This is a genomic window from Leptothrix ochracea (assembly GCF_041083635.1).
Taxonomy (GTDB): Bacteria; Pseudomonadota; Gammaproteobacteria; order Burkholderiales; family Burkholderiaceae_C; genus Sphaerotilus; species Sphaerotilus ochraceus.
The window spans coordinates 1-25,616 of record NZ_JBFPHB010000038.1 but is presented as its reverse complement, the minus strand read 5'-3'; the positions used below and the strand labels follow the sequence as shown (position 1 = coordinate 25,616).

General features: G+C 61.8%; 19 protein-coding genes. 9 read left to right on the top strand and 10 right to left on the bottom strand.

Annotated features, from left to right (window positions below; translation table 11 throughout):
* The first annotated feature begins 26 nt into the window (after positions 1-26).
* Positions 27-1,493 carry a cryptochrome/photolyase family protein gene (locus tag AB3X39_RS12135; RefSeq protein WP_369417643.1) on the top strand — a complete coding sequence of 489 codons (1,467 nt, stop codon included), beginning with the start codon at positions 27-29 and terminating at the stop codon, positions 1,491-1,493.
* Here AB3X39_RS12135 and AB3X39_RS12130 read toward each other — a convergent pair.
* Genes AB3X39_RS12130 through AB3X39_RS12105 form a run of 6 tightly spaced genes read right to left on the bottom strand, consistent with a single transcriptional unit; the run spans position 1,480 to position 12,600 of the window.
* Complete coding sequence (locus tag AB3X39_RS12130) at positions 1,480-8,502, bottom strand: hybrid sensor histidine kinase/response regulator (protein ID WP_369417642.1); 7,023 nt, start codon at positions 8,500-8,502, stop codon at positions 1,480-1,482. The two genes, AB3X39_RS12135 and AB3X39_RS12130, sit on opposite strands and share 14 nt — an antisense overlap.
* 42 nt (positions 8,503-8,544) lie before the next feature.
* Positions 8,545-10,950 (bottom strand): methyl-accepting chemotaxis protein, encoded by a 2,406-nt coding sequence (locus AB3X39_RS12125; protein ID WP_369417641.1) that lies wholly within the window; start codon positions 10,948-10,950, stop codon positions 8,545-8,547.
* Positions 10,951-11,002: 52 nt separating this feature from the next.
* Entirely contained in the window at positions 11,003-11,530 is a 528-nt protein-coding gene (locus AB3X39_RS12120; RefSeq protein ID WP_369417678.1) for a chemotaxis protein CheW, read from the bottom strand.
* Positions 11,531-11,557: 27 nt separating this feature from the next.
* The gene (locus AB3X39_RS12115) at positions 11,558-11,923 is read right to left on the bottom strand and encodes a response regulator (protein WP_369417640.1); all 366 of its coding nucleotides are present in this window, start codon (positions 11,921-11,923) and stop codon (positions 11,558-11,560) included.
* Between the two features lie 60 nt (positions 11,924-11,983).
* The gene (locus AB3X39_RS12110) at positions 11,984-12,394 is read right to left on the bottom strand and encodes a response regulator (protein ID WP_369417677.1); all 411 of its coding nucleotides are present in this window, start codon (positions 12,392-12,394) and stop codon (positions 11,984-11,986) included.
* A 53-nt stretch (positions 12,395-12,447) separates the two neighbouring features.
* Positions 12,448-12,600 carry a rubredoxin gene (locus AB3X39_RS12105; protein ID WP_369417639.1) on the bottom strand — a complete coding sequence of 51 codons (153 nt, stop codon included), beginning with the start codon at positions 12,598-12,600 and terminating at the stop codon, positions 12,448-12,450.
* A gap of 209 nt (positions 12,601-12,809) precedes the next feature.
* On the opposite strand from AB3X39_RS12105, the gene thiD reads away from it, so the two are divergent.
* Genes thiD through AB3X39_RS12090 form a run of 3 tightly spaced genes read left to right on the top strand, consistent with a single transcriptional unit; the run spans position 12,810 to position 15,902 of the window.
* The gene (gene thiD / locus AB3X39_RS12100; RefSeq protein WP_369417638.1) at positions 12,810-13,757 is read left to right on the top strand and encodes a bifunctional hydroxymethylpyrimidine kinase/phosphomethylpyrimidine kinase; all 948 of its coding nucleotides are present in this window, start codon (positions 12,810-12,812) and stop codon (positions 13,755-13,757) included.
* Positions 13,747-15,039, top strand: coding sequence for a glutamate-1-semialdehyde 2,1-aminomutase (hemL, locus tag AB3X39_RS12095; protein WP_369417637.1), 1,293 nt, complete (start codon positions 13,747-13,749; stop codon positions 15,037-15,039). The genes thiD and hemL overlap by 11 nt, the downstream gene beginning before the upstream one ends.
* Complete coding sequence (locus AB3X39_RS12090; RefSeq protein ID WP_369417636.1) at positions 15,039-15,902, top strand: D-hexose-6-phosphate mutarotase; 864 nt, start codon at positions 15,039-15,041, stop codon at positions 15,900-15,902. Before hemL ends, AB3X39_RS12090 begins: the two co-directional genes overlap by 1 nt.
* On the opposite strand, the gene AB3X39_RS12085 is transcribed toward AB3X39_RS12090, so the two are convergent.
* Positions 15,889-16,953, bottom strand: coding sequence for a 6-phosphofructokinase (locus AB3X39_RS12085; RefSeq protein ID WP_369417635.1), 1,065 nt, complete (start codon positions 16,951-16,953; stop codon positions 15,889-15,891). The two genes, AB3X39_RS12090 and AB3X39_RS12085, sit on opposite strands and share 14 nt — an antisense overlap.
* Before the next feature lie 84 nt (positions 16,954-17,037).
* Between AB3X39_RS12085 and ppx the strand changes: the two genes are divergently transcribed.
* Both ppx and AB3X39_RS12075 read left to right on the top strand, forming a co-directional pair.
* Positions 17,038-18,522: an exopolyphosphatase gene (gene ppx / locus AB3X39_RS12080; RefSeq protein WP_369417634.1), complete on the top strand. Its 1,485-nt coding sequence runs from the start codon at positions 17,038-17,040 to the stop codon at positions 18,520-18,522.
* A 44-nt stretch (positions 18,523-18,566) separates the two neighbouring features.
* Complete coding sequence (locus AB3X39_RS12075; RefSeq protein WP_369417633.1) at positions 18,567-19,046, top strand: hypothetical protein; 480 nt, start codon at positions 18,567-18,569, stop codon at positions 19,044-19,046.
* A gap of 7 nt (positions 19,047-19,053) precedes the next feature.
* On the opposite strand, the gene AB3X39_RS12070 is transcribed toward AB3X39_RS12075, so the two are convergent.
* The 3 genes from AB3X39_RS12070 to AB3X39_RS12060 all read right to left on the bottom strand — a co-directional run bounded on the left by AB3X39_RS12070 (position 19,054) and on the right by AB3X39_RS12060 (position 22,546).
* Positions 19,054-19,533 (bottom strand): SixA phosphatase family protein, encoded by a 480-nt coding sequence (locus AB3X39_RS12070; RefSeq protein WP_369417632.1) that lies wholly within the window; start codon positions 19,531-19,533, stop codon positions 19,054-19,056.
* Positions 19,530-21,635, bottom strand: coding sequence for a polyphosphate kinase 1 (ppk1, locus tag AB3X39_RS12065; protein WP_369417631.1), 2,106 nt, complete (start codon positions 21,633-21,635; stop codon positions 19,530-19,532). Before ppk1 ends, AB3X39_RS12070 begins: the two co-directional genes overlap by 4 nt.
* Before the next feature lie 77 nt (positions 21,636-21,712).
* Entirely contained in the window at positions 21,713-22,546 is an 834-nt protein-coding gene (locus tag AB3X39_RS12060; protein ID WP_369417630.1) for a GNAT family N-acetyltransferase, read from the bottom strand.
* A gap of 131 nt (positions 22,547-22,677) precedes the next feature.
* On the opposite strand from AB3X39_RS12060, the gene mpl reads away from it, so the two are divergent.
* Genes mpl through fabG form a run of 3 tightly spaced genes read left to right on the top strand, consistent with a single transcriptional unit; the run spans position 22,678 to position 25,408 of the window.
* A complete protein-coding gene (gene mpl, locus AB3X39_RS12055) occupies positions 22,678-24,045 on the top strand; it encodes a UDP-N-acetylmuramate:L-alanyl-gamma-D-glutamyl-meso-diaminopimelate ligase (protein WP_369417629.1) in 1,368 nt (455 codons plus the stop codon).
* A gap of 5 nt (positions 24,046-24,050) precedes the next feature.
* Positions 24,051-24,677: a YqiA/YcfP family alpha/beta fold hydrolase gene (locus AB3X39_RS12050; protein ID WP_369417628.1), complete on the top strand. Its 627-nt coding sequence runs from the start codon at positions 24,051-24,053 to the stop codon at positions 24,675-24,677.
* The gene (fabG, locus tag AB3X39_RS12045; protein ID WP_369417627.1) at positions 24,668-25,408 is read left to right on the top strand and encodes a 3-oxoacyl-ACP reductase FabG; all 741 of its coding nucleotides are present in this window, start codon (positions 24,668-24,670) and stop codon (positions 25,406-25,408) included. The genes AB3X39_RS12050 and fabG overlap by 10 nt, the downstream gene beginning before the upstream one ends.
* Positions 25,409-25,616 lie beyond the last annotated feature (208 nt).

Sequence of the window (25,616 nt, the reverse complement as noted above, 5' to 3'; positions counted from 1 at the left end):
TGTAGCGATCCCTCACACTCCCACCCATGCCTCACACCCTCGACATCCTCGACCGTGCCTTGGTCTGGTTTCGGCGCGATTTGCGCCTCAACGACCACACCGCCCTGCGTCACGCCTTGCAACGCGCTCGCCAAGTCTGGTGCGCCTTTGTCTTCGACAGCGACATCCTGAACGACCTGCCCCGGGCAGATCGACGGGTCGATTTCATCCATGCCAGCTTGGTCGAACTCGATCAAGCGCTGCGCGCCCAAGGCGGCGGCCTGATCGTGGTTCATGGTTCAGCCCGCACGGCGCTACCGCGCTTGGCCGAACAACTCGGTGTGCAAGCGGTGTTCATGAACCGCGACGATGAGCCCGACGCACTGCGCCGGGATGCCCATGTCCGGGGCGACTTGGCCAACCACGGCATCGCGCTTTACAGCGACAAAGACCACGTCGTCTTCGAGCGCGATGAGGTGCTGAGCCTCAGCGGCACGCCCTACAACGTCTTCACGCCCTACAAAAACGCTTGGCTCAAGCGCTATGAAGCGCTCCACCCCACTCAACCGGAGCCAGCGCCCTTCGGCCAACTTGCAGCTCCGCCTGCGGCGCTTCACAGCATCCCTTCATTGGCGGACTTGGGCTTTGAGCCCGCGCCGATCCCGCATCTGCCCAGCGGATCTTCGGGCGCGCAGCAGCTGCTGAGCAACTTTCTGGCGCGCATCGACCGCTATGACCAAAACCGCGACTTTCCAGCCCTGAAAGGACCGAGCTACTTGAGCGTGCATTTGCGCTTTGGCACCGTCTCGGTCCGGGAGCTGGTGCGACTGAGCCACGCGCGCGCCAAAGCTGGCTCACGCGGGGCCGAAGTCTGGCTTTCAGAGCTGATTTGGCGTGAGTTCTACATGCAGGTGCTCTATCACCATGCGCATGTGGTCGAGCGCTGTTTTCAACCCGCCTGCGACGCGCTGCGCTGGGACCATGGTCAGCACGCTGAGGCGCTGTTTGCCGCTTGGTGCGAAGGCCGCACCGGCTATCCGCTGGTGGACGCCGCGATGCGCCAGATCAACCAGACCGGCTACATGCACAACCGCCTGCGCATGGTCACAGCCAGTTTTTTAACCAAGGATCTGGGCATCGACTGGCGACGCGGTGAAGCCTACTTTGCCCGCCACCTGAACGACTTTGACTTGGCGGCCAACAACGGTGGCTGGCAGTGGGCCGCATCCACTGGCTGCGACGCGCAGCCCTACTTTCGAATCTTCAACCCGGTGAGTCAGAGCGAGAAGTTCGACCCCGAGGGGCGCTTCATCCGGCGCTACGTGCCCGAACTCAGCGCCTTACCCGATGCGGCGCTGCATGCGCCGTGGCGCCACCCGGTGGAGTTGGCCGCTGCTGGCATCCAGCTGGGCCAACACTACCCCGAGCCGGTGGTGGACCATGAGCAAGCGCGCCAGAAAACCTTGGCGCGCTTTGCCAAAATCAAACCAACCCCACCCGTCAAGTCGGCTTGACAGGGGTCGGGGGCAGGCCGGCGTAACGACGCACCAATCCGAGCAGTTCCTTGTCGTCGTAGGGCTTGCCCAAGTAATGATCCGCCCCCAGCTGGGTGGCGTGCTCGCGGTGCTTTTCAGCGATCCGCGAGGTGATCATGACCACCGGCAGGGACTTGAGGTTGGCGTCGTTGCGAATGTTGCGCAGCAGATCAAAGCCGTCCATGCGTGGCATCTCGATGTCTGAAAGCACGATATCGGGCCGTTGACCCGCCAAGAATTCGAGCGCTTCGAGCCCGTCTTTGGCCAACTCGACCCGGAAGCCTTCGCGTTCCAGCAAGCGCTTGGTCACACGTCGCACCGTGAGCGAATCGTCCACCACCAACACGGTGGCGTGATGCGTCACTTCGGCCGCAGCTTTGCGAACCTCGACCGCCGAAACATGGGCTTCGGCCATCGCCCCTTGCTGCGCGGCATGCTGGGCTTGAGCGCCATAGAACGCGGCCAAGGCCACCGGGTTGTAGATCAAGGCGACTTCACCCGAAGCCAGCAACGTCATGCCTGCCAGACCCGGTAAACCTGAAAGCTGCGGCCCCAAGTTCTTGACCACCACTTCGTGATTGCCCAGCACCTCATCGACGTGCATCACCACCCGTTGCTGGGCGGAGCGCACCACCACCACCGATTGGGTCTTGGACGAGGCCTCATCTTCACTGCGAGCGCTGTGACCGAGCAAGCCACCCAGCCAGAAGAACGGCAGCTTGGCGTTATCAAACGCAAACCAGCCGCTTTGATACGCCACCGCCAAGGAGGCAGCCCCTGGACGCTCAATCTTTTCGATCAGGTTGGACGGAATCGCCACCGCCTTGGTGCCGACACGCAACATGACGATCTGACTCACCACGGTGGTGACCGGCAAGACCATCTTGAAGCGCGTACCTTGACCTGGCTGGGTATCGATTTCGATCCGCCCCCCCAGCGAGAAGATGTCGGCCCGCACCACATCCATGCCCACACCACGACCGGCCAATTCGGTGACGACGGATTGGGTGGACAGGCCCGGCGCGAAGATGAACTGGCTCAGATCCGCATCCGAAATCACCGCATCGGTCCGCAGCAAGCCCATGCTGATGGCTTTTTCACGGATCCTCGGCAGATCAAGCCCGTGGCCGTCGTCATGGATCTCCACCGTGACTTCGCCACCCTCTTGACCGGCGCTCACCGTGATGCTGCCAACCGCTGGCTTACCCGCAGCGACCCGCGCTGCCGAGGGTTCAATGCCGTGGGTCACACAGTTACGCAGCAAATGTTCGAAAGCCGGAACCATGCGATCCAACACGCTGCGATCCACTTCGATGGAGCTGCCTGTGATGTCCAGCCGTACTTGCTTGCCGGTTTCCTTGGCGGCTTGGCGCACCAAGCGATAGAGCCGATCCGACAAGCTGTCGAATTCGACCATGCGAGTGCGCAGCAAGTCGCTTTGCAATTCACGCGTCAGTCGGGCTTGGGTGGCCAGCTCATCTTCGACCACCTGCAAGGTGCGCTGCAAAGCGCTGCGCACGGTGCCGACGTCGTTGACCGACTCGGCCATCATGCGCGTCAGCTCTTGCAGCCGGGTGTAGCGATCCATCTCCAAAGAGTCGAACGCTTGGTCGGCGACCCGGAAGGCTTCGCGACGCGATTCAAGCTGTGTATCGGCCTGGATCGTGATGTCGTTCAACTGACGGTGGAGCCGCTCCAAGTTGTCCGACAAATCGGTCAAGGCGCCCCGGAACTGACTCACCTCGGTCTCGACGCGCGAACGATTGATGTTCACTTCGCCCGACAGATTGACCAAGCGATCGAGCAACTGCGCCCGCACTCGAATCGGCTGGAGATTGCCCACCGGACGATCTGGAAGTGTCGTCTGTGGGGCCACCGCAGCTTGCTGCTGTTGGGCCGTAAATTGCGACCAATCCACCGGCGTGGTCAGCGGCACCACCGTGGACATCGTCCCAGGCGCGGGCGAAGCCGCCCCCGCCCCCTCTGACCGAACAGCAGGCACTGCCGAGGCCACCCTCGGAAGCGGTGCAGAGGCCCCCTTGGTGGACGATGTTTGGACAAAGTTCGCTGCGCTGCCGACGGATGGGTCGTACAAGCCCGCCAGCATCGTGTAGTTTTCTTGCCGAACGTTATGGCGACGCAAAGCCTCAAAGGCACTGGCCAACACATCCAAGCGCTGCTGCAAGATCTCTAGGTCATCAACGGAAACAACCCCACCGGCCAAGAGACGCTCAATGGCCGACTCGAATCGATGGGCCTTTTCGCCGAGTCGCATCGCCCCAGCAAGTCGAGCGCCACCCTTGAAGGTGTGCAAAGAACGCATGCACGCCATGGCGGCGGTGCTGTTGACAGGATCGGCCTGCCACGAACGCAGCTGCTCGGCCATTACCGGAATCAGCTCATCGGCCTCTTCGACAAAGATATGGAACAACTGGTCATCGACCACATCTTGGTGGTCAATCGGCCCCTCTTCACGATCAAACAAGGCCACCGCATCGTTATCGATGTCATGGATGGTCTCGGGCGAGACCGTCACGGAGGGCCCCATGTCGTGATCGAGAACGATATCCGTCGAGGCCATATCGTCCGAAGCTGCGGCACTTTCTAGCGCCTCAGCGGGTGCGACCGCCGCATCCTCGGTCACCCCCAGATGGGTGGTGACTTCAGCATCAAAGTTGAGATCAAGATCAACCGGCCACGCCATCACGGTTTCGCCAGCCACCGCTTGGGCCGGCAAGTTACCGTAGTTGGTCAGCCCCGGCGGATCGACAGTGACATGTCCCCAACCTGCTGATGCGGACTCAGAAGCCGGCTCGGGCGCGGGAAGTTCGATGAATTCCATCGACACATCGATCGCTTCGGGTTCAGACTTCGAAGTCGCAAACTCACTCCACATGCCGGTATCGATCACGACATCCGGCAAGACAAAGTCACCGTCATCCGCCGAAGACCCCTTGGCCCCAGCAAGAACCACGGTGTCTTCTTCGGAGAAGTCGGTGCTCAACTCCACCGCACGCTCAGCGGCACGGGCCGCAGCGACATCGACATCGTGGGCACAGCCCTTGAGACGACCAAACAGCCCGTCCGGGGGCACGCGGAGGAATCCAGCGGCGAATTGATGCAGCAAGCGCCGCACCTCGTCACCGACTTCGATAAACAGCGAGGCTTCTTCGAGGCGACCCGCCGTGTTGCGCGCATTGACCCGATCAATCGCATGCTCAAGCTCGCGGGCCAATTGAGACAGATCCGTGAAGCCGACAGCGGCCGAATTACCGGCCAGCTTGTGCGCCAAGGAGGCCGCAAGAACCCCCGTTGGGCGATGCAATTCCAGCGCCCACTCAGCCAGCTCCGTACTCAGGCGACGCGAGAGTTCATCGGCTTCATTCAGATAAATATTGAACAGCGGGATCGGCAACCGCAAGGAGCCGATCACCCGGACCTGTTCATCATCAACATCGTCGGCATCCTCCTCGGAGGGCGCGAACATGGCTGTCACGCCCTCAACGGCCTCAACGGCTTCAACAGACTCCTCTGCGTCCGGAGACCGTTCATCGTCAACGGGGCTCAAAGACACCCTCGCTGGCGCAGGATCCAACGGCACGGCAGAGGTCGGATCCGCCGCGAAGAAAGCGTCGAAGTCACTGACATCCAAGTCCACGGGCGGAGCCAGCAACGTTTCGCCAAGCACCGCAGCCATGGGATCGCCCATGTCCGATGGCGCAAACGCGGATACGGCTGGCGGCGGCAGCACGGGCGCCTCTTGTTCGACAACCGCCGCAGGAGGCAGCGCAGCAGCCTCCACGGGGGGTGACATCACAACATCGCTCAGGCCAGACAGCCCCTCCAAAGGAGGTAACGCCAACAAATCGCTCGCCACCGTTTCAGCTTCGGAAGCGGCCGTGGGGCCGACAGGATCATCGTGCCAAGCCGCCAACTGCGACAGCCCACTCAGCGTCGGGAAATCGGTGTGGGGAACATCCTCTTGAGCCCCGCTAATCAAGGGACTGACACCCGACGACATGATCGGCAACGGATCGAGCAGATCACCCAGCTGCGAAAGCCCCTGCAACTGCGGCAAATCGGACAGATCCACGGCGGAGGCACCGGCGGCCGGCATGGGTGCCGGATCAATCAGATCGGCCAGCTGAGACAGTCCAGACAACGAGGGGAAATCGCTGGCCGCTGAGGTGTCTTGCTCCAACGCCGCTGAAGCAGCAGGGGGCAGATCCACCAAATCACCCAACTGCGACAGTCCACCCAAAATCGGCAAGTCCGTCCATTCCGGCATCTCGACTGGGACGGCCGCCTCATCCATGGCCGGTTCGACCGGCATGGGGACGTCTTCAACCGCCCCCAAGTTAAAGTCAAGATCGAGATCAAAGTCCGGTGCCAGTGCGGTGCCATAGGCTGATGTGGCTGCACCGATGGGCGGAATTTCATCCAAAGGCGCAGGTTGGGTGGGCTCCAACGCTTCCATGACGGGCCGATCATCGGCGGCGAAGGCCACTTCCAGATCCAGCACATCCACATCGATCGGAGGATATGGCGACGGCATCGCCTCCACCACGGCACGCGGACCCACCCCCGATATGGTCGGCACATGGATACGCAGCAATTCACCCGCCAACCGCAAGGCATCCGCTGCGGCGATCACGGTTTCAGGTTGGAACGACTGGGCACGACGTTCAGCAATCGCCTCGGTCCATGCACCGAAATACGTCAAGGCATCACCCGTCAAGGCCTGCAAATCGTGGGCACTGGATGAAGGCTCAGCCAACCACTTGTTGTAGAGCTGTTCACACGACCACGCTGCATCGCCATAGTCGGTCAAACCGACCATGCGCGAGCTGCCCTTGAGCGTATGGAAAGCTCGGCGCAGAGGGCTCAGCAAGCTCACATCGCTCGGAGCACGAACCCAAGACTGCAACGCCTTGTGACCATCCGTGACCACTTCGCGCGCTTCTTCAATGAAGATCTCGCGCATCTCCGCGTCGCCATCATCGTGCTCGGCCGCGTCGTCCTGCACCGCCACGGTCGCAGGGATCACCGGCGGCGGAGCCACGACAGGTGCAGGTGCGAGAGGAGGCACCCCCTCCAAGGGGGGCAAGATCCGAGCGACCGGAGCAGGAACCGGGGCTGGGGCGGCCACCACCACGGGAGCAGGCGGGGCCGCCGTGATGACAGGCGCTGGCGGAGTCGCGGCGGTCACCACGGATGCGGCAACCGCCTGACGGCCCATCACGGGTGAGAGCACACCCTTGGCAGGATCAAAAACAAACAGTGATCGAGCCATCTGTGGCTGCACGGCCAGCATGTCGATCAGAAAACCCAGCACCCCCAAATTGTCAGCCAGTCGTTGGAAGCCGCTTTGCACCTCATCCGGCGCTGCACCGTCTTGCACCCGACGTGTCAGCCCTTGGACATCGTCGCGCATGCGGGCCACCGTCTGCGAGCCCGGGTCCATGCCCAGCACCGACAAAACACCACGCATGGCCATCAGGTGCACGGGCACATCCACCAGCGGTGCGGGATCCTTGGGATTGCGGAAAAAACGATCGATCTGCTGCTCAACGTCGGAGAGCGACTGTCGCAATTCCTTGACCACCGTGTTCATGGTCTGACGGTTGGAGATGCGCCGATACAGCTCCTCCATCCAAGTTTCGACCGCACCGGCAGAACGTCCCCGAATCACACTATCGAGACGTGTGGCCAAAGTCGCCACACGCGCACTCAACTCAGGAGCATCAAACTCTGCTTCTTCGAGGGAGGCTTCCAAGTACAGCAAGCTGGTGGCGACCTCCATCGCCAACTCAGGTGCAGGCTTCGCGCCCGCAGCCACCGTGCGTGAAACAGCAGACAGCAGCGCAGCGACAAACGTCTCGCTGTTCGGGTACAGCCGCCGGATCGAATCACCAACCAGCGTGAACAGCTCATTCAGCGAGCCCATGCGCTGCAACTCATCGGCAGCGACAGCGGCCCAGACCTCTTTGGCCGCCTCCACCCGCTTCATGCCCTGCTGGACCAGCACAGGATCGAACAGCCCAAGCGTCGGTTGGATGTAGCTGATACCGGCCGTGTTGTTGGCCGGATCGGACAAAGCATAGGTCGCATGGACAGCGGCCAGCACCGGTGTTTGCACCGGATCAATCTTGCCCGCGCGCGCGCAAAAGAAGAGCAGGTCTTGCGCCAGACGGTCTGACACTGCCTTCTCGCCCTTGATCATGGCGCGCAATTGGCCCATGACCCGTGAGGCCGTGCGCTTGGTAAACAGATCGGGCGTCAAGTGCCCCCAAGCCCACGCCTCGAAGAAAGCACTGGCGATCCGCCAAGACGTGGCGGCATGCGATGAGTCGGCGGTGGAAGCCAATCCTTGGCAAAGCATCGCCAAGGAACGCGCACCCTCGGTGGCATCCGAACGGACCACCGCAAGCAGGCGTTTCTCAAAGACATCAAGGATCACGGCTTCGGGAGCACGCGGCGGCTTGGTCGGTCCCTCAATGGCCCGCCATTCCCACTCGAAATTCCACAGATCGGCCGGATGGATCCGATCCGACCCTACCGCCTCCAGCAAGACGCGCAATTGCGGAAACAGGGCCAAGGGAGCGGTTGGCTTACCGGCCAACAACCGAGCCAAGTAATCCATCAAGGCAAACGTGGCACGCTCAATGGCCGCCACCCCCTCGGCGTTGAGCCGATACGGTTTGCCCACATAGCGTTGGACCATGGCCTCACAGGCCCGCAAGAGCTGCGCTCCTTCAGGGAGATTGATCAGTTCAAGCGCACCCACCCCTTGGTGAATATGCTGGCGGGCATGGCGCAGCACGGCAGGCTCGACGTCATCGAGGTCAGCTCCGGAAGTCGTTTCCGAATCCCTGAGATAGCGCCGTAACGCCTTGTGCGCCGTCTCCAGCGTCTTACGCAACTCCTCCTGAACCCAGGCGATGGCGCTGAGATCGGCGGATGCGACAGTGTCGTTGTGCGATTGCATCGAAGCTAAGTGTGGCAAGACCGCCGTGCCTTGGATCGACGATCAGCTGATTTTGAAACGAGACACCGACTGGCGCAGCTCTTCAGCTGTGCGAGAGAGCTGACGCACCAGTTGGGCCGTCGATCGAGTGCCTTCACCGGTCTGTTCGGTGACGGCGAAAATATGCTGGATATTGGACGCGACAACGTTGGCTGAATCGGCCTCACGCCGCGCTTGGGCTGAAATTTCTTCGATCAACTCGGCCAACTGCCGGGAGACGCGGTCGATCTCCGCCAAGGCTGTACCGGCGTTGTCGGACAACTTTGCGCCCTCAACCACCCCTTGGGTCGAACGCTCCATGGCCGCAACTGCATCAGCGGTGTCCGTTTGAATGGTCTTGACCAACGCAGCAATCGCACGGGTGGCATCGGCAGAGCGCTCGGCAAGCCGTTGCACTTCTTCCGCCACCACCGAGAATCCTCGCCCGGCATCCCCTGCGGAAGCCGCTTGGATGGCGGCGTTCAGCGCCAAAACGTTGGTCTGCTCTGTGATGTCCGAAATCATGTCGGTGATTTCACCGATTTCCTGCGACGACTCACCCAGCCGCTTGATGCGCTTGGAGGTTTCCTGAATCTGATCGCGGATCATGTTCATGCCGCTGATCGTATCGAGCACCGCCGTCAGGCCGGATGTTGCCGCCGACAGCGACTGCCGAGCCACTTCAGCCGATTGCTGCGCTTGGGCAGAAACACGCTGGATGCGGCTGGCCATTTGCAACACCGCTTCGCCCGTTTCGCGAATTTCACGCAATTGCTCATCAGAAGCCGCGAGCAATTCGGTCGAGGTCGTTTCAACTTGCTGCGTGGTTTCCGTCACCCGCGAAGCCGTGCCTGTGACCTGCGACACCAGCGAGCGCAACTCCTCAACGGTGTAGTTCACCGAGTCGGCAATCGCACCGGTGATGTCTTCCGTCACCGTCGCTTGCTGCGTCAGATCCCCTTCTGCCACGGATTGCAACTCATTCATCAAACGAAGAATGGCAGCCTGATTGGCGTCGTTGACCCGCTTGGCCTCGCGTTGCTGGCGCTCAGCTTCTTGGCGTTGTTCTTCTGCAAAAGCCGCACGCTGATGTTGGTCACGGGTAAAAACAAGCAGCAAACCCACACCGCCCATCACACCCAGCGAGAGAGAAAGCCCAAACAAAATCAGATGGAACCAGCTCAACCCGCCCGCAGAGGTCAACCGAGCTTGAACCGCTTCCAAACCTCGGCGCAAAGGATCGCCATCGTTGAGCAATTCGACCTGCGCTTGGCTGGCACGCACCAGCCCATCACGGCTACTTAGGATCGAAGTCGCACGATCGCGAATCAGCTTGAAATCGCGAATCAATCCCTGCAAATACTCGCGGGTCCGTTGATCTTGCGTGGGTTGAAGCCGCATCTCGCTGTTGCCATCCAGCAACCCCTGCGCGACATCGCGGAAAGTATTGAGATCCTTACCCAGCAGGAACAAGGCGCCAAAAGCCCCACCTTCCCCACCTTCGCCGTCCGGCGCCACCATAGCACCGTTGGGCGAAGACGCCGCTACACCGACCCCGACAGCGGCCGTACTGGTCACACCTTGGACATTGAGTGCCTCATTGGCGGACTTGCCAATCCGCTGGGTCAACATCACAAGTTGCCCCGCAGCAGCGACTTCTGCGGAAGAGCCGCCTTCTTGCAATTTGAGAGACGCCACCGTTTCGGCGACCTCCAAAAGTTCAGACGATTGCTTACTGATCGCACGCAATGACTGGCCCACTTGGGTCAAGACCCGCTCGCCATCCAAGACAACACGAACTCGCTTCTCAGCCTTATCCACCAAAGGCTGCAACGGTTCGAGCAAGGATTGGATCGGCCCAGACACGGCTTCCAATCCCATGTCAGAAGCCCCGCTACGCAAGCCACGCACGTTCTTGGTCAGAGCATCAATCGATTCACGAACCTCATCAAAGGCACGAGGCTCGCCCGCCAAGGCTTGCAACACGGATTTAGACAAGCGTTGGGACTGTGTCAAGGCACGCCCCACTGCGGAGACTTGGGCCGCACTTTCACTGAGTGTCATCACAGCGAGGACCGAAGCCAACACCAGCCCAAAAATCCCGCTGGTCAACAAGCTCGCCAACAACCGCTGCTGACGCTCAGCAGGCCAGTGTCCAATCAGTGGCAGGGCAAAGTCGCCCCCTAACCAATGCGCCAAGCGACCTTGACCCCAAGCCAATTGGTTGTGGGGTGATTTCATCGCGGGCTTCACAAAATCAGCCGAGGCTTCCGCTTCGGTGATCAATCCGGTGCCTGTATGCCCAACATCCGGCCCAAGAAGTCCATTGCCCGTTTCGGCCACAACAAAGCCATCGGTGAAGCCGACATCCTCAGATTCAGCCTCATCCTTGCGCCCAACCAAGCGTTTTAGGTTATCCAACAGACTCATGAAGCCCTCGTCCCAGCTTGGATCTTCAGCGAAAAGCCTCTTTCGGACAAGCTCATACGCGGTCCAAGATATGCAAGAAGCGTTCGTCGCGTGCCAGCAACGCCAACCGCAACTCCTGCCAAACACGCCCGGTCTCATCCCGATACAACGCACTGGCAAATGCCGGATGTGCGCCACCATCGGTCGTCTCCGACTCCGGCTCCAAGGTCAGTTGCGCCGGATTGCGCAGCCCCGCCAAACGATCAATCAACAGAGCTGCATTCACTTCCAGCCCCGGATTGAACGCGACCATCCGAACCTGTGCTTGATCACGTCCCGGCTGCGCACGGGTGGTGCGCAAACCAAGGAAACCACCCAAGTCAACCACACCCGACAACGTGCCTCGCAGATTCGCCACGCCCATAAACCACGGTTGGGTATGGGGGACGGCAACAACCGTCGTGACAGGGAAGATCTCTCCAGACTCTGCCAACGGTAGCAAGAAGGGCCTCCCGGCACTCTCAACGGCCAGCCAGCCCACCGTATTTGAAACCGACCGAACAGCCTGCAACTTTTCAGTCAAGCGGCCCTGCAGTTCCATCAGTGCTTCTTTTTGCGTCATCACTCGTCAACCAAAAGCGCGGATTTTGCGCAACAACTCATCCGGGTTGATCGGTTTGACAACGTAATCCCGGGCACCTTGGCGCATGCCCCAAACCTTGTCGGTTTCCTGATTTTTGCTCGTGCACATGATCACCGGCACATCCGCATACCGCGGATCCCGTGTGATGGCACGCGTCAACTGAAAACCGTTCAAGCCAGGCATCACCACATCCATCAGGATCAGATCCGGCTTTTCTTCGCTGATGCGGCGCATCGCATCGTTACCATTTTCAGCCGTTCGAACCCGAAAACCACGCTTCGTCAACAGCTCGGAGAGGACATACAACTCCGTCTTCGAGTCATCCACCAGCAAGATACTCTGAATCGACATGGACTACCTCTGACCCTTGATCACTTCGTTTCAGACAGGATGAACAGGCACATCACCGCCTCAAGACACCCGACGGTATTGCGCCACCGTCTGCAGCAGTTGATCCTTCGTAAACGGCTTGGTCAAGTAATCCTCAGAACCGACCATGCGTCCACGCGCCTTGTCAAACAGCCCATCCTTGGACGACAACATGATGACCGGCACGCTCGAAAAGCGAGGATTGCGCTTGATGATGGCACAGGTTTGGTAGCCATCTAAGCGCGGCATCAGAATGTCACAGAAGATCAGATCCGGCTCGGTATCGTTGATCTTGGCCAACGCATCAAAGCCATCCTCCGCCAGAACCACTTCACAATGGCCCTGCTTGAGAAAGATCTCGGCGCTGCGTCGGATCGTGTTGCTGTCGTCGATCACCAGCACCCGCATCACGCCACCGATTTGCCCTGTTTTTGCACTGGGCGAGAGCGTCATTTCATCCACCACAACGATTCCTCCGTTCAAGCAACCCGCAGGATACGACCTAGCTAGATCTGGACCATCTCAAAATCTTCTTTGCGGGCACCGCACTCGGGACACGTCCAGTTCATGGGCACATCCGCCCAAGCCGTACCAGGAGCCAAGTTGTGCTCCGGATCGCCAGCGGCCTCGTCATAGATCCAACCACAGATCAAACACATCCAAGTCTGCATAGGGACACACGCATGGCCCGCCGTAGAAGCGAGCTTGTCTACAATGACAGAGGATTGTAGCGACAGCCTTTGCATGATCAGCAAGGGTTCGTGGGCACCTACACAACATCCTTTCGTTCATGGCGGACGAAAGACTGCCGCCCAACGCACCATACAAGGACATGCTGATCGGTTCTTGACCGATCACATCACAGCTGATGAGCCCTGCAACGACTCCTGTTCCTCCCGAAGACCTGACAGCCGAAATTTCCCAAGCTCCCGTGTGCGTGCTGACATTCAATGCCAGCGATGCCACTGGAGCCGGGGGTCTGTCGGGCGATATTGCCACGATGGCTGCCATGGGCGCGCACGCCTTGCCGGTGGTCACCACCATCTTGATGCGTGACACCAGCGAGATCTTCGATCAGACCTTGCTCGACGCCGAGGCGGTGGTCGAACAAGCGCGCACAGTGCTCGAAGACATCACCATCGTCGCTTGGAAGGTAGGCTTTCTCGGTTCGGCCGAAACCATCGGCGCCGTGGCTGAAGTGCTCTCCGACTACCCCGATGTGCCGCTCGTCACCTACTTGCCCAACCTGAGTTGGATCGACGACGAGGATCAGTTCCAGTCGTACCACGACGCGCTGCGCGAACTGGTGCTGCCGCAAACCGAAGTGTTGGTTGGCAACCACAAGACGCTCACCGACTTTCTGTTGCCAGAATGGGAATCCGAACGTGCGCCCTCGGTGCGCGAGCTGGCTGTGGCCGCAGCCGAGCACGGCACGCGCCATGTGCTCGTCACCGGACTCCAACCCCAGGGCAAGCAAAACAACCAAGTCGATAACATCCTCGCCTCGCCCCAAGGGGCCATTGCGGGCGAGAAATTCGATCGCTTCGAGACCTCTTTTGTCGGCGCTGGCGACACCTTGTCGGCCTCCATCGCCGCCTTGATCGCTACCGGCTTGGATCTACCCACCGCCGTGGCCGAAGCCTTGGCCTTCCTCGATCAAGCGCTGGATGCTGGCTTTCGCCCCGGCATGGGCCAGGTCATTCCTGACCGCTTCTTCTGGGCCTTGCCCGAAGAAGATGCTGACGCCGAAGCGGGTGAAGAAACCCCCGATGACCGCCTTTCCGACTCTGCACCAAACCCTCGCCATGTCCACTAATCAGCAGCTCTTCGACCGCGCCAAGATCTCTATCCCCGGCGGCGTCAATTCGCCCGTGCGGGCTTTCCGGGCCGTCGGCGGCACGCCGCGCTTCATCACCCGGGCCCAAGGCGCCTACATGTGGGACGCTGAAGGCACGCGCTACATCGACTACATCGGCTCGTGGGGCCCGATGATCTTGGGCCACGGTCACCCGGCGGTGCTGGATGCAGTGCGCAAGGCGATCGAAGAGGGCTTCAGCTTTGGCGCGCCGACCGAGCGCGAGATTGAGCTGGCCGAAGAGATCCTGAGCCTGGTGCCGTCCTGCGAACAGATCCGTTTGGTCAGCTCGGGCACCGAAGCCGGCATGAGCGCCATCCGCTTGGCGCGCGGCGCCACCGGCCGCAGCAAGATCATCAAGTTCGAGGGCTGCTATCACGGCCACGCCGACGCCCTGCTGGTCAAGGCTGGCTCGGGCCTAGCGACCTTCGGCCACCCCACCAGCGCTGGCGTACCGGCCGAGGTGGTGCAGCACACCTTGGTGCTCGAATACAACAACGTCGAGCAGATCGAAGAGGCCTTTCGGACCCAAGGTAGCGAAATCGCCTGCGTGATGATCGAGCCGATCGCCGGCAACATGAACTTCGTGCGCTCCAGCGTGCCCTTCGTCAAGCGCATCCGCGAACTCTGCGACCAGCACGGCGCGCTGTTCGTCTTTGACGAAGTGATGTCGGGCTTTCGCGTCGCACTCGGTAGCGCCCAGAGCCTCTACGCCGAGCTGATCCCCGGCTTCCGCCCTGATCTGAGCGTCTTCGGCAAGGTGATCGGCGGCGGTATGCCGCTGGCAGCCTTCGGCGGCCCGCGCCGCATCATGGAGCAGCTTGCGCCGCTCGGCCCGGTCTACCAAGCCGGCACGCTCTCGGGCAACCCGGTGGCCACCGCCTGCGGCTTGGCCACGCTGCGTGAAATCAAGAAGCCCGGCTTCTTTGAAGCCCTGTCAGAGCGCACCGCGCAGCTCGCCCACGGCCTGCAAGCTGCCGCTCAAGCGGCGGGCGTACCGCTGGTCAGCGAGTGCCAAGGCGGCATGTTCGGCTTTTTCTTTGCCTCCGAGCTGCCGCAGAACTACAATGTCGTGATGGCAACCGACAAGGAGCGCTTCAACCGCTTCTTCCACGGCATGCTTGATCGCGGCGTCTACTTGGCCCCCGCGCTTTACGAAGCCGGCTTTGTGAGCGCCGCCCACACGGCAGACGACATCGACGCCACGCTGGCCGCCGCCCGCGACGTGCTGGCTCAACTTTGATGAACGCCGCCACCCACCTCGGCGACCTCGGTGCTCGCGCCTTGGCCGATGCGCCCGCCGTGACGCTGCGCGCCCCCGATGGCGCCCGCGCCACCCTCTTACATCACGGGGCCCACCTCGTTGCGTGGCAACCGGCAGGTGGCGAAGAGCAGCTTTATCTCTCGCCCCTCACCGACTGTGCCCCCGGCAAGGCGGTGCGCGGTGGTGTGCCAGTGATCTTTCCGCAGTTCTCCGACCAAGGCCCCGGGCGACGTCACGGCTTTGCCCGTCTGCACACTTGGACCTTGGAAGAAACCGGCGTGCGCGGCGAACACGCCTTTGCGGTCTTCTCGCTCAAGGACAACGAAGCCACCCGCGCTGAATGGCCGCACGCCTTCAGCTTGGAGCTGACCGTCAGCATCTCGGGGCAACGCATCGACATCGAACTGGCTGTCAACAACCCCGGCGAGACCAGCTTCGACTTCACCGCCGCGCTGCACACCTACTTGCGCTGCGACAACGTGCTCAAGGCGCAAGTCGAAGGGCTGCAAGACTGCACCTACGAAGACAAGCTCCAAGGCAGCACCCGCCAGCAATGGTCCGACGTGCTCGGCATCGCCCAAGCCACCGACCGCATCTACTGGGCCGCCCCGCAACCCCTGATGCTGCGCGGCCTTGGGCAGAAGGTTCGCACCGGCTGGGACGGCTTTGAAGACGCCGTCATCTGGAACCCCGGCCCCGAAGCCTGCGCCCGCATGGCCGACATGCCCCCCGAAGGCTGGCGCGACATGCTCTGCATCGAAGCCGCCCGCATCGCCAACCCCGTCATGCTCGCCCCCGGCGGCGAATGGGTCGGCATGCAGACGATGCTCAAGGTGGGATAAGTTCCCCAAACGACACCCCGATCTCGCGGGCGCAGACCCACAAGGGGTGGGTGGGGGTGACGAGGCGGTTGCGGCCGGCGACGTGGTTGAGGGGGATGCTGCCGAGCTGTCCACCTTGGAGCGTGACCATCTGGCCCCATTGCTGGTCGCGGACCAAGTGGGCTGCGTGGTGGCCGTAGAGGGTGGCAAGCACGCGATCAAACGGCGTGGGTGAGCCGCCACGCTGGACGTGGCCCAACACGGTGGCACGCACTTCGCTGTGCAGATGGGGTTGGAGTTGTGCGCGCAAGGCGTGCGCGACACCACCCAAACGGATCGGATCGGGTGAGGTCTCGATGCGCCGGTCCACCGTCCAAGTGCCGCCCACGGGCTTGGCGCCTTCGGCGATGCAGATCACGGTGAAACGCTGGCGCGATTCGCGTTCGCGGCACACGCCAGCGACGGTCTCGATGTCGTACTCGGCTTCCGGGATAAGGATGATGTCCGCCGCTCCGGCCACCCCGGCTTCCAGCGCAATCCAGCCGGCATACCGGCCCATGGTCTCGACGATCATCACGCGGCCATGGCTTTGGCCCGTGGTTTGAACCCGCTCCAGCGCTTCGGTGACGGTGGCCACAGCGGTGTCGAAGCCGAAGCTACGCTCGGTGCCTTCGATGTCGTTGTCGATGGTCTTGGGCACGCCCACCACCGGCAAACCCAGACGGCCCATGCGCTCGGCAATCGTCATCGTGCCGTCACCACCGATCACCACCAAGCCATCCAATCCCAACTCGGCCGCGTAGGCCATGACAGCCGGCGAGACGTCTTGCCCTTGCCACGCAAAGGGCGTGGCGCTGTTGCTGGTGCCCAAAATCGTCCCGCCGGTGGCCAAAATGCCACCCACCGCGCGCCAATCAAGCGGCCGTACCCGGCGTTCGATCAGACCCAAAAAACCATCTTCGATGCCGATCACCTCGGCGCCGCACAAATTGATAAGCGACTTGGTGACCGAGCGGATCACCGCGTTGAGGCCAGGGCAGTCGCCGCCGCCGGTAAGCAGACCGATGCGCATGCAAGCTCCAAAAACGAAGGGGCCATCAGTCTAGTCGCCCCGTCAAGGCTGGGTGCTATGCTGCCCGACCCAACGCGCAAAGCCATGCAAAACGATCTCCCACTCGCTGCCATCGACCTCGGCTCCAACAGCTTCCGCCTCGAAATCGGCCGCCACGCCCACGGCCAAATTCAGCGTACCGAATACCTCAAAGAAACCGTGCGCCTGGGCAATGGACTTGACGCCGAACGCCAACTCACTGCTGAGGCCATGCAGCGCGGCTGGGACTGCCTCGCGCGCTTTGGCGAGCGCATTGCAGGCTTCGACAAGACGCAAGTGCGCGCCGTAGCGACCCAAACCCTGCGCGAAGCACGCAATCGCGACGACTTCTTGGCGCGCGGCAGCGAATTGCTGGGCTTTCCCATCGACGTCATCCCCGGCCGCGAAGAAGCGCGCCTGATCTATCTGGGCGTGGCGCACCTGTTGCCGCAATCGAATGAGCGCCGCTTGGTGGTGGACATCGGCGGGCGCTCGACCGAAGTGATCTTGGGCCAGGCTTACCGTTCGGAACAGGTCGAGTCCTACCGCTTGGGCAGCGTGTCTTGGTCGATGAACTACTTTCCCGACGGCCAGTTCAGCGCCGTCGCCTTTGAGCGCGCCGAGATCGCCGCCAAGGCGGTGCTCGACGAAGCTGCCGTGAACTATCCGCGCCATCGTTGGGATGTGGCTTACGGCTCCTCCGGCACCATCGGTGCGGTGGCCCACGTCCTGACCGCCGCCGGCTGGCCCGATGGAAGCATCACGCGCGAAGGCTTGGCTTGGCTGCGCGAGCGCCTTATCAAAGCGCCGAGCATGGAGCGCTTGCGACTCGAAGGCCTGAAGGATGATCGGCGCGCCGTGATTGGCGGCGGCTTGAGCGTCCTGAGTGCGGTTTTCGACTTGCTCGACATCCGCGAGATGCAAGCGGCCCAAGGCGCGCTGCGCCAAGGCGCCCTCTACGATTTGTTGAACCGGGAACAGACCGAAACCGATGTGCGCAGCACCACGGTGGGCCTGCTGGCCCGTAAATTCGCGGTCGATCATGCCCAAGCCCATCGGGTCGCCACGGTCGCCACCCAACTGCTCCGCCAACTGGATCTGGGCGCGGTCGAGAACCAGCGCTCAGCCCGCAAACTGGGCTGGGCCGCACAACTGCACGAAATTGGCTGCCAAATCGGCCACAGCAGCTATCACCGCCACGGGGCCTACATCCTTGACCACGCTGATGCGCCCGGCTTTTCCGTGGCCGAACTGCACCGCCTGAGCCAACTGGTGCTGGGTCATCGTGGACGGCTGAAAAAGCTTGATCCCGCCCCGCAAGACCCGGCCTTCTGGAGCCAGATTCTGTGTTTGCGCTTGGCGGTCATCCTCTGCCACGCCCGGCGTGATCCGGTGATTCAAGACCTGGCGCTGACGTTGGACCCCAACCACCACACCCTGCGCTGCCCAGCGCACTGGACGCGCAGTTTTCCGCAATCGGCCCATTTGTTGCGCGAAGAAGTGATGGCGTGGCAGAAAATGCCGTGGGGGTTCAGCTTGGCCATGGCATGATTTAAACGGTATATACTGTTTATATCGTTTAAAGAGGAATGGCCATGTCTCACGTCAAAACAGCCGAGGTTGTTGCCCCCGTCGCGGTCACAACGACCGCATCAGCCACCCCGGCGGCCGCCAAGGTGGTGGCCACCCAACCCGCCCCACGTGCACGCAAACGCGCTGCCACCGCCAAACTGGCGGTGAAGCAGGTCAAGGCGCCGACAGTGGCGGCGGCGGTCATCGCATCCACAGAAGTGCCTGCGGTGGTGGAGAGTGTTCCGGCTGAAAAAGCCAAAAAGCCCAAGCTGGTGCGCGACAGCTTCACCATCCCCAAGGGCGAATACGCCGTGCTCGACGCCTTGAAGCAACGCGCCACGGCCTTGGCTCAACCGGCCAAGAAAAGCGAAGTGCTGCGCGCTGGCATCAAGGCCTTGGCGGCGCTGTCGGACGAGGCGTTCTTGGCCGCCTTGCGCGATGTGCCCGCCATCAAGACCGGTCGGCCGGAGTCGGCCACGCCCAAAGCAAAAGCCAAAGACTGAATCGGGCTTAAAACCCCTCGGGCAGCATCCCGGGGGATTGCACGCTCACCAGCACGGTCTGCGGCACCCCACCGCGTTGGCGCTGACGCAGCCACCAGACCGCGCCCTTCTTGACGCAACACGCGCCAGCTTTCGCACCGATCAGCTGGCCGATGGCTTGGCCCAGCGTGGGCTGATGGCCGACGATCAGCACGGTTGAAGGCAGGTTCGGACCTTGGGTCAGGGTCAACAGCTGCGCCAAGCTGGCCGTCGGGGCCAGCTCAGCGTGCAGCTTGAACGGTCGATCCAAAGCCAACACCGTTTGCTCGGTACGCCGCGCCGGACTCGCAAGGATGCGGGTATCGGCGGGCAAATGACGATTCAGCCACACCGCCATGCGGGCGGCTTGCTGTTCACCGTGCGGGGTGAGCGCCCGCAGCAAATCGCTGCCACCTTCCACGGCGTCATGGGCTTCAGCATGGCGCCAAAAAATCAGATCAAGCGTCATGCGCCGCCGCTCCCACTCCCCATCCCACTGGGACCATACAGCGCCATCAAGGCGGCTTGAGCGCTGTGCGGCGTTGGATCCTCGGCTTGTCTGACGCTGGTATAGCGCCCGTCAGCTCCCAAGCTCCACGCGTCTTGGGTGTCGGCCTGGTACGCCACGAGGCATTCGTCAAAGATGCGTTGACGCAATCGCGCATCCGTCACCGGCCAAGCCAGTTCGACGCGGCGCAGCATGTTGCGGCTCATCCAATCGGCGCTCGAAAGATACACATCCTCTTCCGTACCGGCGCGGAAATAGAACACCCGGGAATGCTCCAACAAGCGGCCGATCACCGAACGTACCCGGATGTTGTCCGTCACCCCGGGCACTTGCGCAGCCAGCATGCAAGCCCCGCGCACGATCAAATCGATCCGTGCCCCTTGCTTACCGGCGCGGATCAAGGCGTTCATCAGACCTTCGTCCGTGAGCGCATTCATCTTGACGACGATGCGGGCGTCTTGGCCCTGAGACGCGGCCAAACCGACCTGATCGATCTTTTCGATCATCTTCTTGTGCAGATAAAACGGTGCCAGCAGCAGCTTTTGCAGCTTGGGCAGTTTCACTTGGCTGGCCAAGTGCATGAAGACGTGATCCATGTCGGCCGTGAGCGCTTCGTCCGCGCTCAGGTAACTGAAATCGGTATAGAGCTTGGCCGTGCGCGGGTTGTAGTTGCCGGTGGAAAGATGGCCGTAGCGCTTGAGCGTCTTGCCTTCACGCCGGGTCACCAAAAGCATCTTGGCGTGGGTCTTGAGACCCACCACGCCGTAAACCACCTGCGCGCCAATCGACTCCAGCATCTCGGCCCAATTGATGTTGGCCTCTTCGTCAAAACGCGCCTTGAGCTCCACCACCGCCGTGACTTCCTTGCCCCGGCGCACAGCCTCACGCAGCAAGGCCATCATTTCTGAGTCCGCCCCAGCGCGATAGATGGTTTGCTTGATCACCAAGACTTGCGGATCGTGGACCGCCTCACGCAAGAAGGACAGCACGCTGTCAAAGGTTTCAAAGGGCTGATGAATCAGCACATCACCTTGCTTCATGCGCTGGAAAAACGATTGACCCGGTGTCAGGTCTTGCGGCCAGCTCGGCTGATAGGGCGCAAAGAGCAGATCGGGCGCGCTGACCAGATCGATCAACTGGTTGGTACGCACCAAATTGACCGGCCCATGGACGCGGTACAGCGCTTGGGGGGGCAAGTTGAAGTGGGTCAGCAGAAAGTCGGCCAAATAATCGGTGCAACCCGCCGACACTTCGAGCCGCACCGCTTCGCCGTAATGGCGGTGCTGCAAGCCTTGGCGCAGGGCCGTGCGCAGGTTTTTGACGTCTTCCTCATCCACCGCCAAATCAGAGTGGCGTGTGACGCGGAATTGCGAAAAGTGCAGCACCTCGCGGCCTGCGAACAAATCGACCAAATGAGCGCGGATCACGCTGGAGATCGACACGAACAGATGCGTCACCGCCGCCCCACCCTTGAGGCTGGCCGGCAGTTTGATCATGCGCGGCAAAACACGCGGCACCTTGACGATGGCGATGTCGTTTTCGCGGCCAAAGGCATCCTTGCCACCCAAGTGAACAATGAAGTTGAGCGACTTGTTGGCCACCTGCGGAAAAGGGTGCGCCGGGTCCAACGCCACCGGCACCAGCAAGGGCCGCACTTCGGCTTCGAAATACTCCTTGACCCACCGGCGCTGCGCTGCGTTGCGATCGCCGTGCGAGACCACGCGGATGCCTTGGGCCGTCAAAGCGGGAATCAGCGCATCGTTGTAAATGGCGTACTGGCTGTCCACCAAGGCGTGCGTCGCCTGCGTGATGGCGTCGAAAGAGGCCACACCCGGCTGGGGTTTGACGCCCACGCCACGCAAGTTGGCCAAACTGGCGGCCACACGCAACTCGAAGAATTCATCGAGGTTGGACGACACGATGCACAAAAAGCGCAGGCGCTCCAACAGCGGCACTTCAGGCCGCCTGGCCCAATCGAGCACGCGCTCGTTGAAGGCCAAAATGCTGTGATCGCGGTCCAAAAAAGGATAGGTCGGGGTCAATTCGGGTCGGGAGACGCTCATGGCATCCTGTCTAAAAAAGGCAAGTGAGTGTCATCAATCCGCGTGACAAGCCTGTGACAAAACCCGGTGGGTGACGTTCAGCCCAGAAAATGCTTGCGATAGCGCGCCGGCAAATCTTGAATGCGCATGAACATCGGCAAATCGGCGGTGTTGAAATCCGGATCCCACGCTGGCGCACCCAGTACCTTGGCACCCAAGCGCAAGTAACCCTTGATCAACGCCGGTGGCTCGACCTGCGGCCCGCCCTTCGCTGCCCAATGATCCAAGGGCAGCGGCAGACGCGGACGCACTTGCAACTCGACCGGGGCCAGATGGGTTTGACGCAACTGCTCCCAGATGCTCGCCGCCGCTTGGCCCCCCATCACACCGTTGTGCTTCATGGGAATGCTGGCGCAGCCGATCATGCTGTCGAACTGGTTGCGCACCATGAATTCGGCCAAGGCCCCCCAAAGGGCCAAGATCACACCGCCATGACGATGGTCGGCATGCACACAACTGCGGCCCAGTTCGACCATGCGCGAACGCAGCGCCCACAGGCGCACCAGATCGAATTCGGTATCGCTGTAGGTACCACCCACACGGCGGGCCTGCGCCGGGGTGAGCAGGCGATAGGTGCCAATCACCTCTTGGCTGGCGACATCGCGCACCAAGAGGTGTTCGCAGTAGTCGTCGAAGAAATCGATGTCGTGATTCTCGACCGGCGTGGTCAGCCGAGCACCCATCTCACCGGCAAAAACCGCGTACCTCAGACGCTGGGCTTCGCGAACTTCATCCTGATGCTTGGCCCACACCACTTCCAAAGGGCCTCCCGGATTCTTTTGTGCTGATGCTGGTAAGCCGCTTTGATGAAGTGACCTCCGTGGCAGCATGTCCGAAGACAGCGGCAGCATGGGGTTGGGCAGTTCACTCATATCGATCTCCTCTTGGGTTTCGACGCAAGTCTGCGGGGCCACCATGACACGCCTGTGGCAGTTTGATGACCGTTGCGTGACACCGACCAAGTCGCACGGGACACTTCATCGGCGCTCCGTAAAATGCCCCGATGCACATCCATATCCTCGGAATCTGCGGCACCTTCATGGGCGGTGTGGCCGCCCTCGCCCGTGAAGCTGGTCACCGCGTCACTGGCTGCGATGCCAACGTCTACCCGCCCATGAGCGATCAGCTGCGGGCCTTGGGCATCGAGCTGATCGAAGGCTTCACGGCCGATCAGTTGGCCTTGAAGCCGGATCTGTTCGTCATTGGCAACGTGGTCAGCCGTGGCAATCCGCTCATGGAAGCCATCCTCGACGCGGGCCTGCCCTACACCAGCGGTCCGCAGTGGCTGGCTGAACATGTGTTGCAAGGTCGCCATGTGCTGGCCGTGGCCGGGACGCACGGCAAGACCACCACCACCTCGATGCTGGCATGGGTGCTGGAAGCCGCTGGTTGGCAGCCGGGCTTTTTGGTCGGTGGTGTGCCGCAAAACTTCGGCGTCTCCGCCCGACTCGGCGCGGCCAAGGCCCCCTTCGTCATCGAGGCCGACGAATACGACACCGCCTTTTTTGACAAGCGCAGCAAGTTCGTTCACTACCGACCGCGCACCGCCATCCTCAACAACCTCGAACACGATCACGCCGACATCTTTCCCGACTTGGGCGCGATCGAAACCCAGTTCCACCACTTGGTGCGCACCGTGCCCGCCAGCGGTCGGCTGGTGGTCAACGCCCGCGAGGAAAGCTTGCAGCGCGTCTTGGCCCGAGGCTGCTGGAGCGAAGTGATCCGCTTTGGCGGCAAGAAAGAAGAGCCCGGCGCGTGGCGTGCCCGGGGCGAGCCGCACACCTTTGAGGTGCTGCGCAGCGGCCAGCAAATCGGCCGGGTCGAATGGAGCTTGCTGGGCGAACACAACCAGCTCAACGCCTTGGCCGCGATGGCCGCTGCCGAACATGTGGGCGTGGCCCCCCTTGACGCCGCCCGGGCGCTGGGTCAGTTCCAAAACGTGCGCCGCCGCCTAGAACTGCGCGGTGAGGCCGACGGCGTCAAGGTCTACGACGACTTTGCCCACCACCCCACCGCCATCCACACCACCGTCAACGGCCTGCGCCGCAAAGTCGGGGCCGGCCGCATCTTGGCCGTGTTCGAGCCCCGCTCCAACACCATGAAGCTCGGCACCATGAAGGCCCAACTGCCTTGGGCGCTCGAAGAAGCCGATCTGGCCATCTGCCACAGCGGCGGTTTGAGCTGGAACGCCGCCGAAGCCTTGGCCCCCATGGGCACCCAAGCCAAGGTCTGCGACAGCATCGACAAAACCATCGCCACCACCCTCCAACTCGCCCGCCCCGGCGACCACGTGCTGTGCATGAGCAACGGCAGCTTCAGCGGCATCCACAGCAAGTTGCTGGACGCCTTGGCTGCGCGGCGGGCGGGCTGAGCGCGATGAACCCGCCCGCCCTCACCCACTTGCTCTACTTGCACGGCTTTCGTTCATCGCCGCAGTCGATGAAAGCCCGCAAGGTGGCCGAGTGGGTGGCGCGGGAGCGGCCGGATCTGCACTTTTGGTGTCCGCAGTTGCCGCCCTCCCCCCTTGAAGCCATCGCGCTATTGCGCGCCGGGGTGGCCGATTGGCCGGTGGGGCAGAGCGCGGTGATCGGCAGCTCGCTTGGCGGCTTCTACGCGGCGGTGCTGTTGGACACTTTGGGATCGCTGGGCTGGCGGGCGGTGTTGATCAATCCCGCCGTGCAGCCCGCACGGGACTTGGCGCGCTACATCGGTGAGCAGCGCAGCTGGCACGATCCCCTGGACCGCTTTTTCTTCCGCGCTGAATTCATCGACGAGCTGCGCGCCATGGCGCCTGGTACGCCTCAAACACCCCGCACGCCCAAGCAGCTCTTGGCCGTCATCGCCCAAGGTGACGAGGTGCTGGACGCCCACGAGATGCGCGCGGCCTACGCCGCCTGCCCCATGCTGTGGCTGCCGGGCGGTGACCACGCCTTGAGCGATTTCGACGAGCATTGGCCGGCGATGATGCGTTTTTTGACCCACGGAGAAGAGCCATGCGCCTGAGAAACAAAGTGGCCATCATCACCGGCGCCGCCCAAGGCATTGGCCTAGCCACCGCGCTCAAGTTTGCCGAAGAAGGCGCGACGGTGATCCTGTGCGATCTGCGCTTTGAAGCGGTCGATGCCGCTGTCGAGCAATGCCGTGAGCTGGGGGCCACCGCCGTGGGTTACGCCATCAACGTCACCGACCGGGCGCAGTTTGACAACGTGGTCGAAGAAGTGCGCCAGAAGTTCGGCCGCATCGATGTGTTGGTCAACAACGCCGGCATCACCCGCGACGCCCGACTGCAAAAGATGACCATCGAGCAGTTCGACGAAGTGATCGACGTCAACCTGCGCGCCGTCTTCCACTGCACCCAAGCAGTCAGCCATGTGATGTTGGAACAAGGCTCGGGCGTGATCCTCAACGCCAGTTCGGTGGTCGGCATCTACGGCAATTTTGGCCAAACCAATTACGCCGCCAGCAAGTTCGGTGTGGTCGGTTTCACCAAAACCTGGAGCCGCGAACTCGGCCCCAAAGGCATCCGCGTCAACGCTGTCGCCCCCGGCTTCATCGACACCCCGATCCTCGCCACCATCCCCGACAAGCTGATCGACGCCATGCGCGAAGAAGTCCCCCTGCGCCGCCTCGGCAGCCCCGCCGAAGTCGCCAACGTCTACGCCTTCCTCGCCAGCGACGACGCCAGCTACATCCACGGCGCCGTCATCGAGGTCTCGGGCGGGTTGACGGTGTGAATGCAAATTCCCCTCGCCCCCTTTGCTAAAGGGCGAAAAAGAAAATGACCCCGAGCCACGCGGTTTTTCTCCCCCTTTGTAAAAGCTATCCATTACCCACAAATTCCAACTGATCTGACGTTGATGGGTGGGGTTGAAGAAGTTGCCAAGTGTTGGAGATGTCGAGCAAGCGCTGCAAGCCTCGCCAGAGCACTTTAACGCCAGGCTC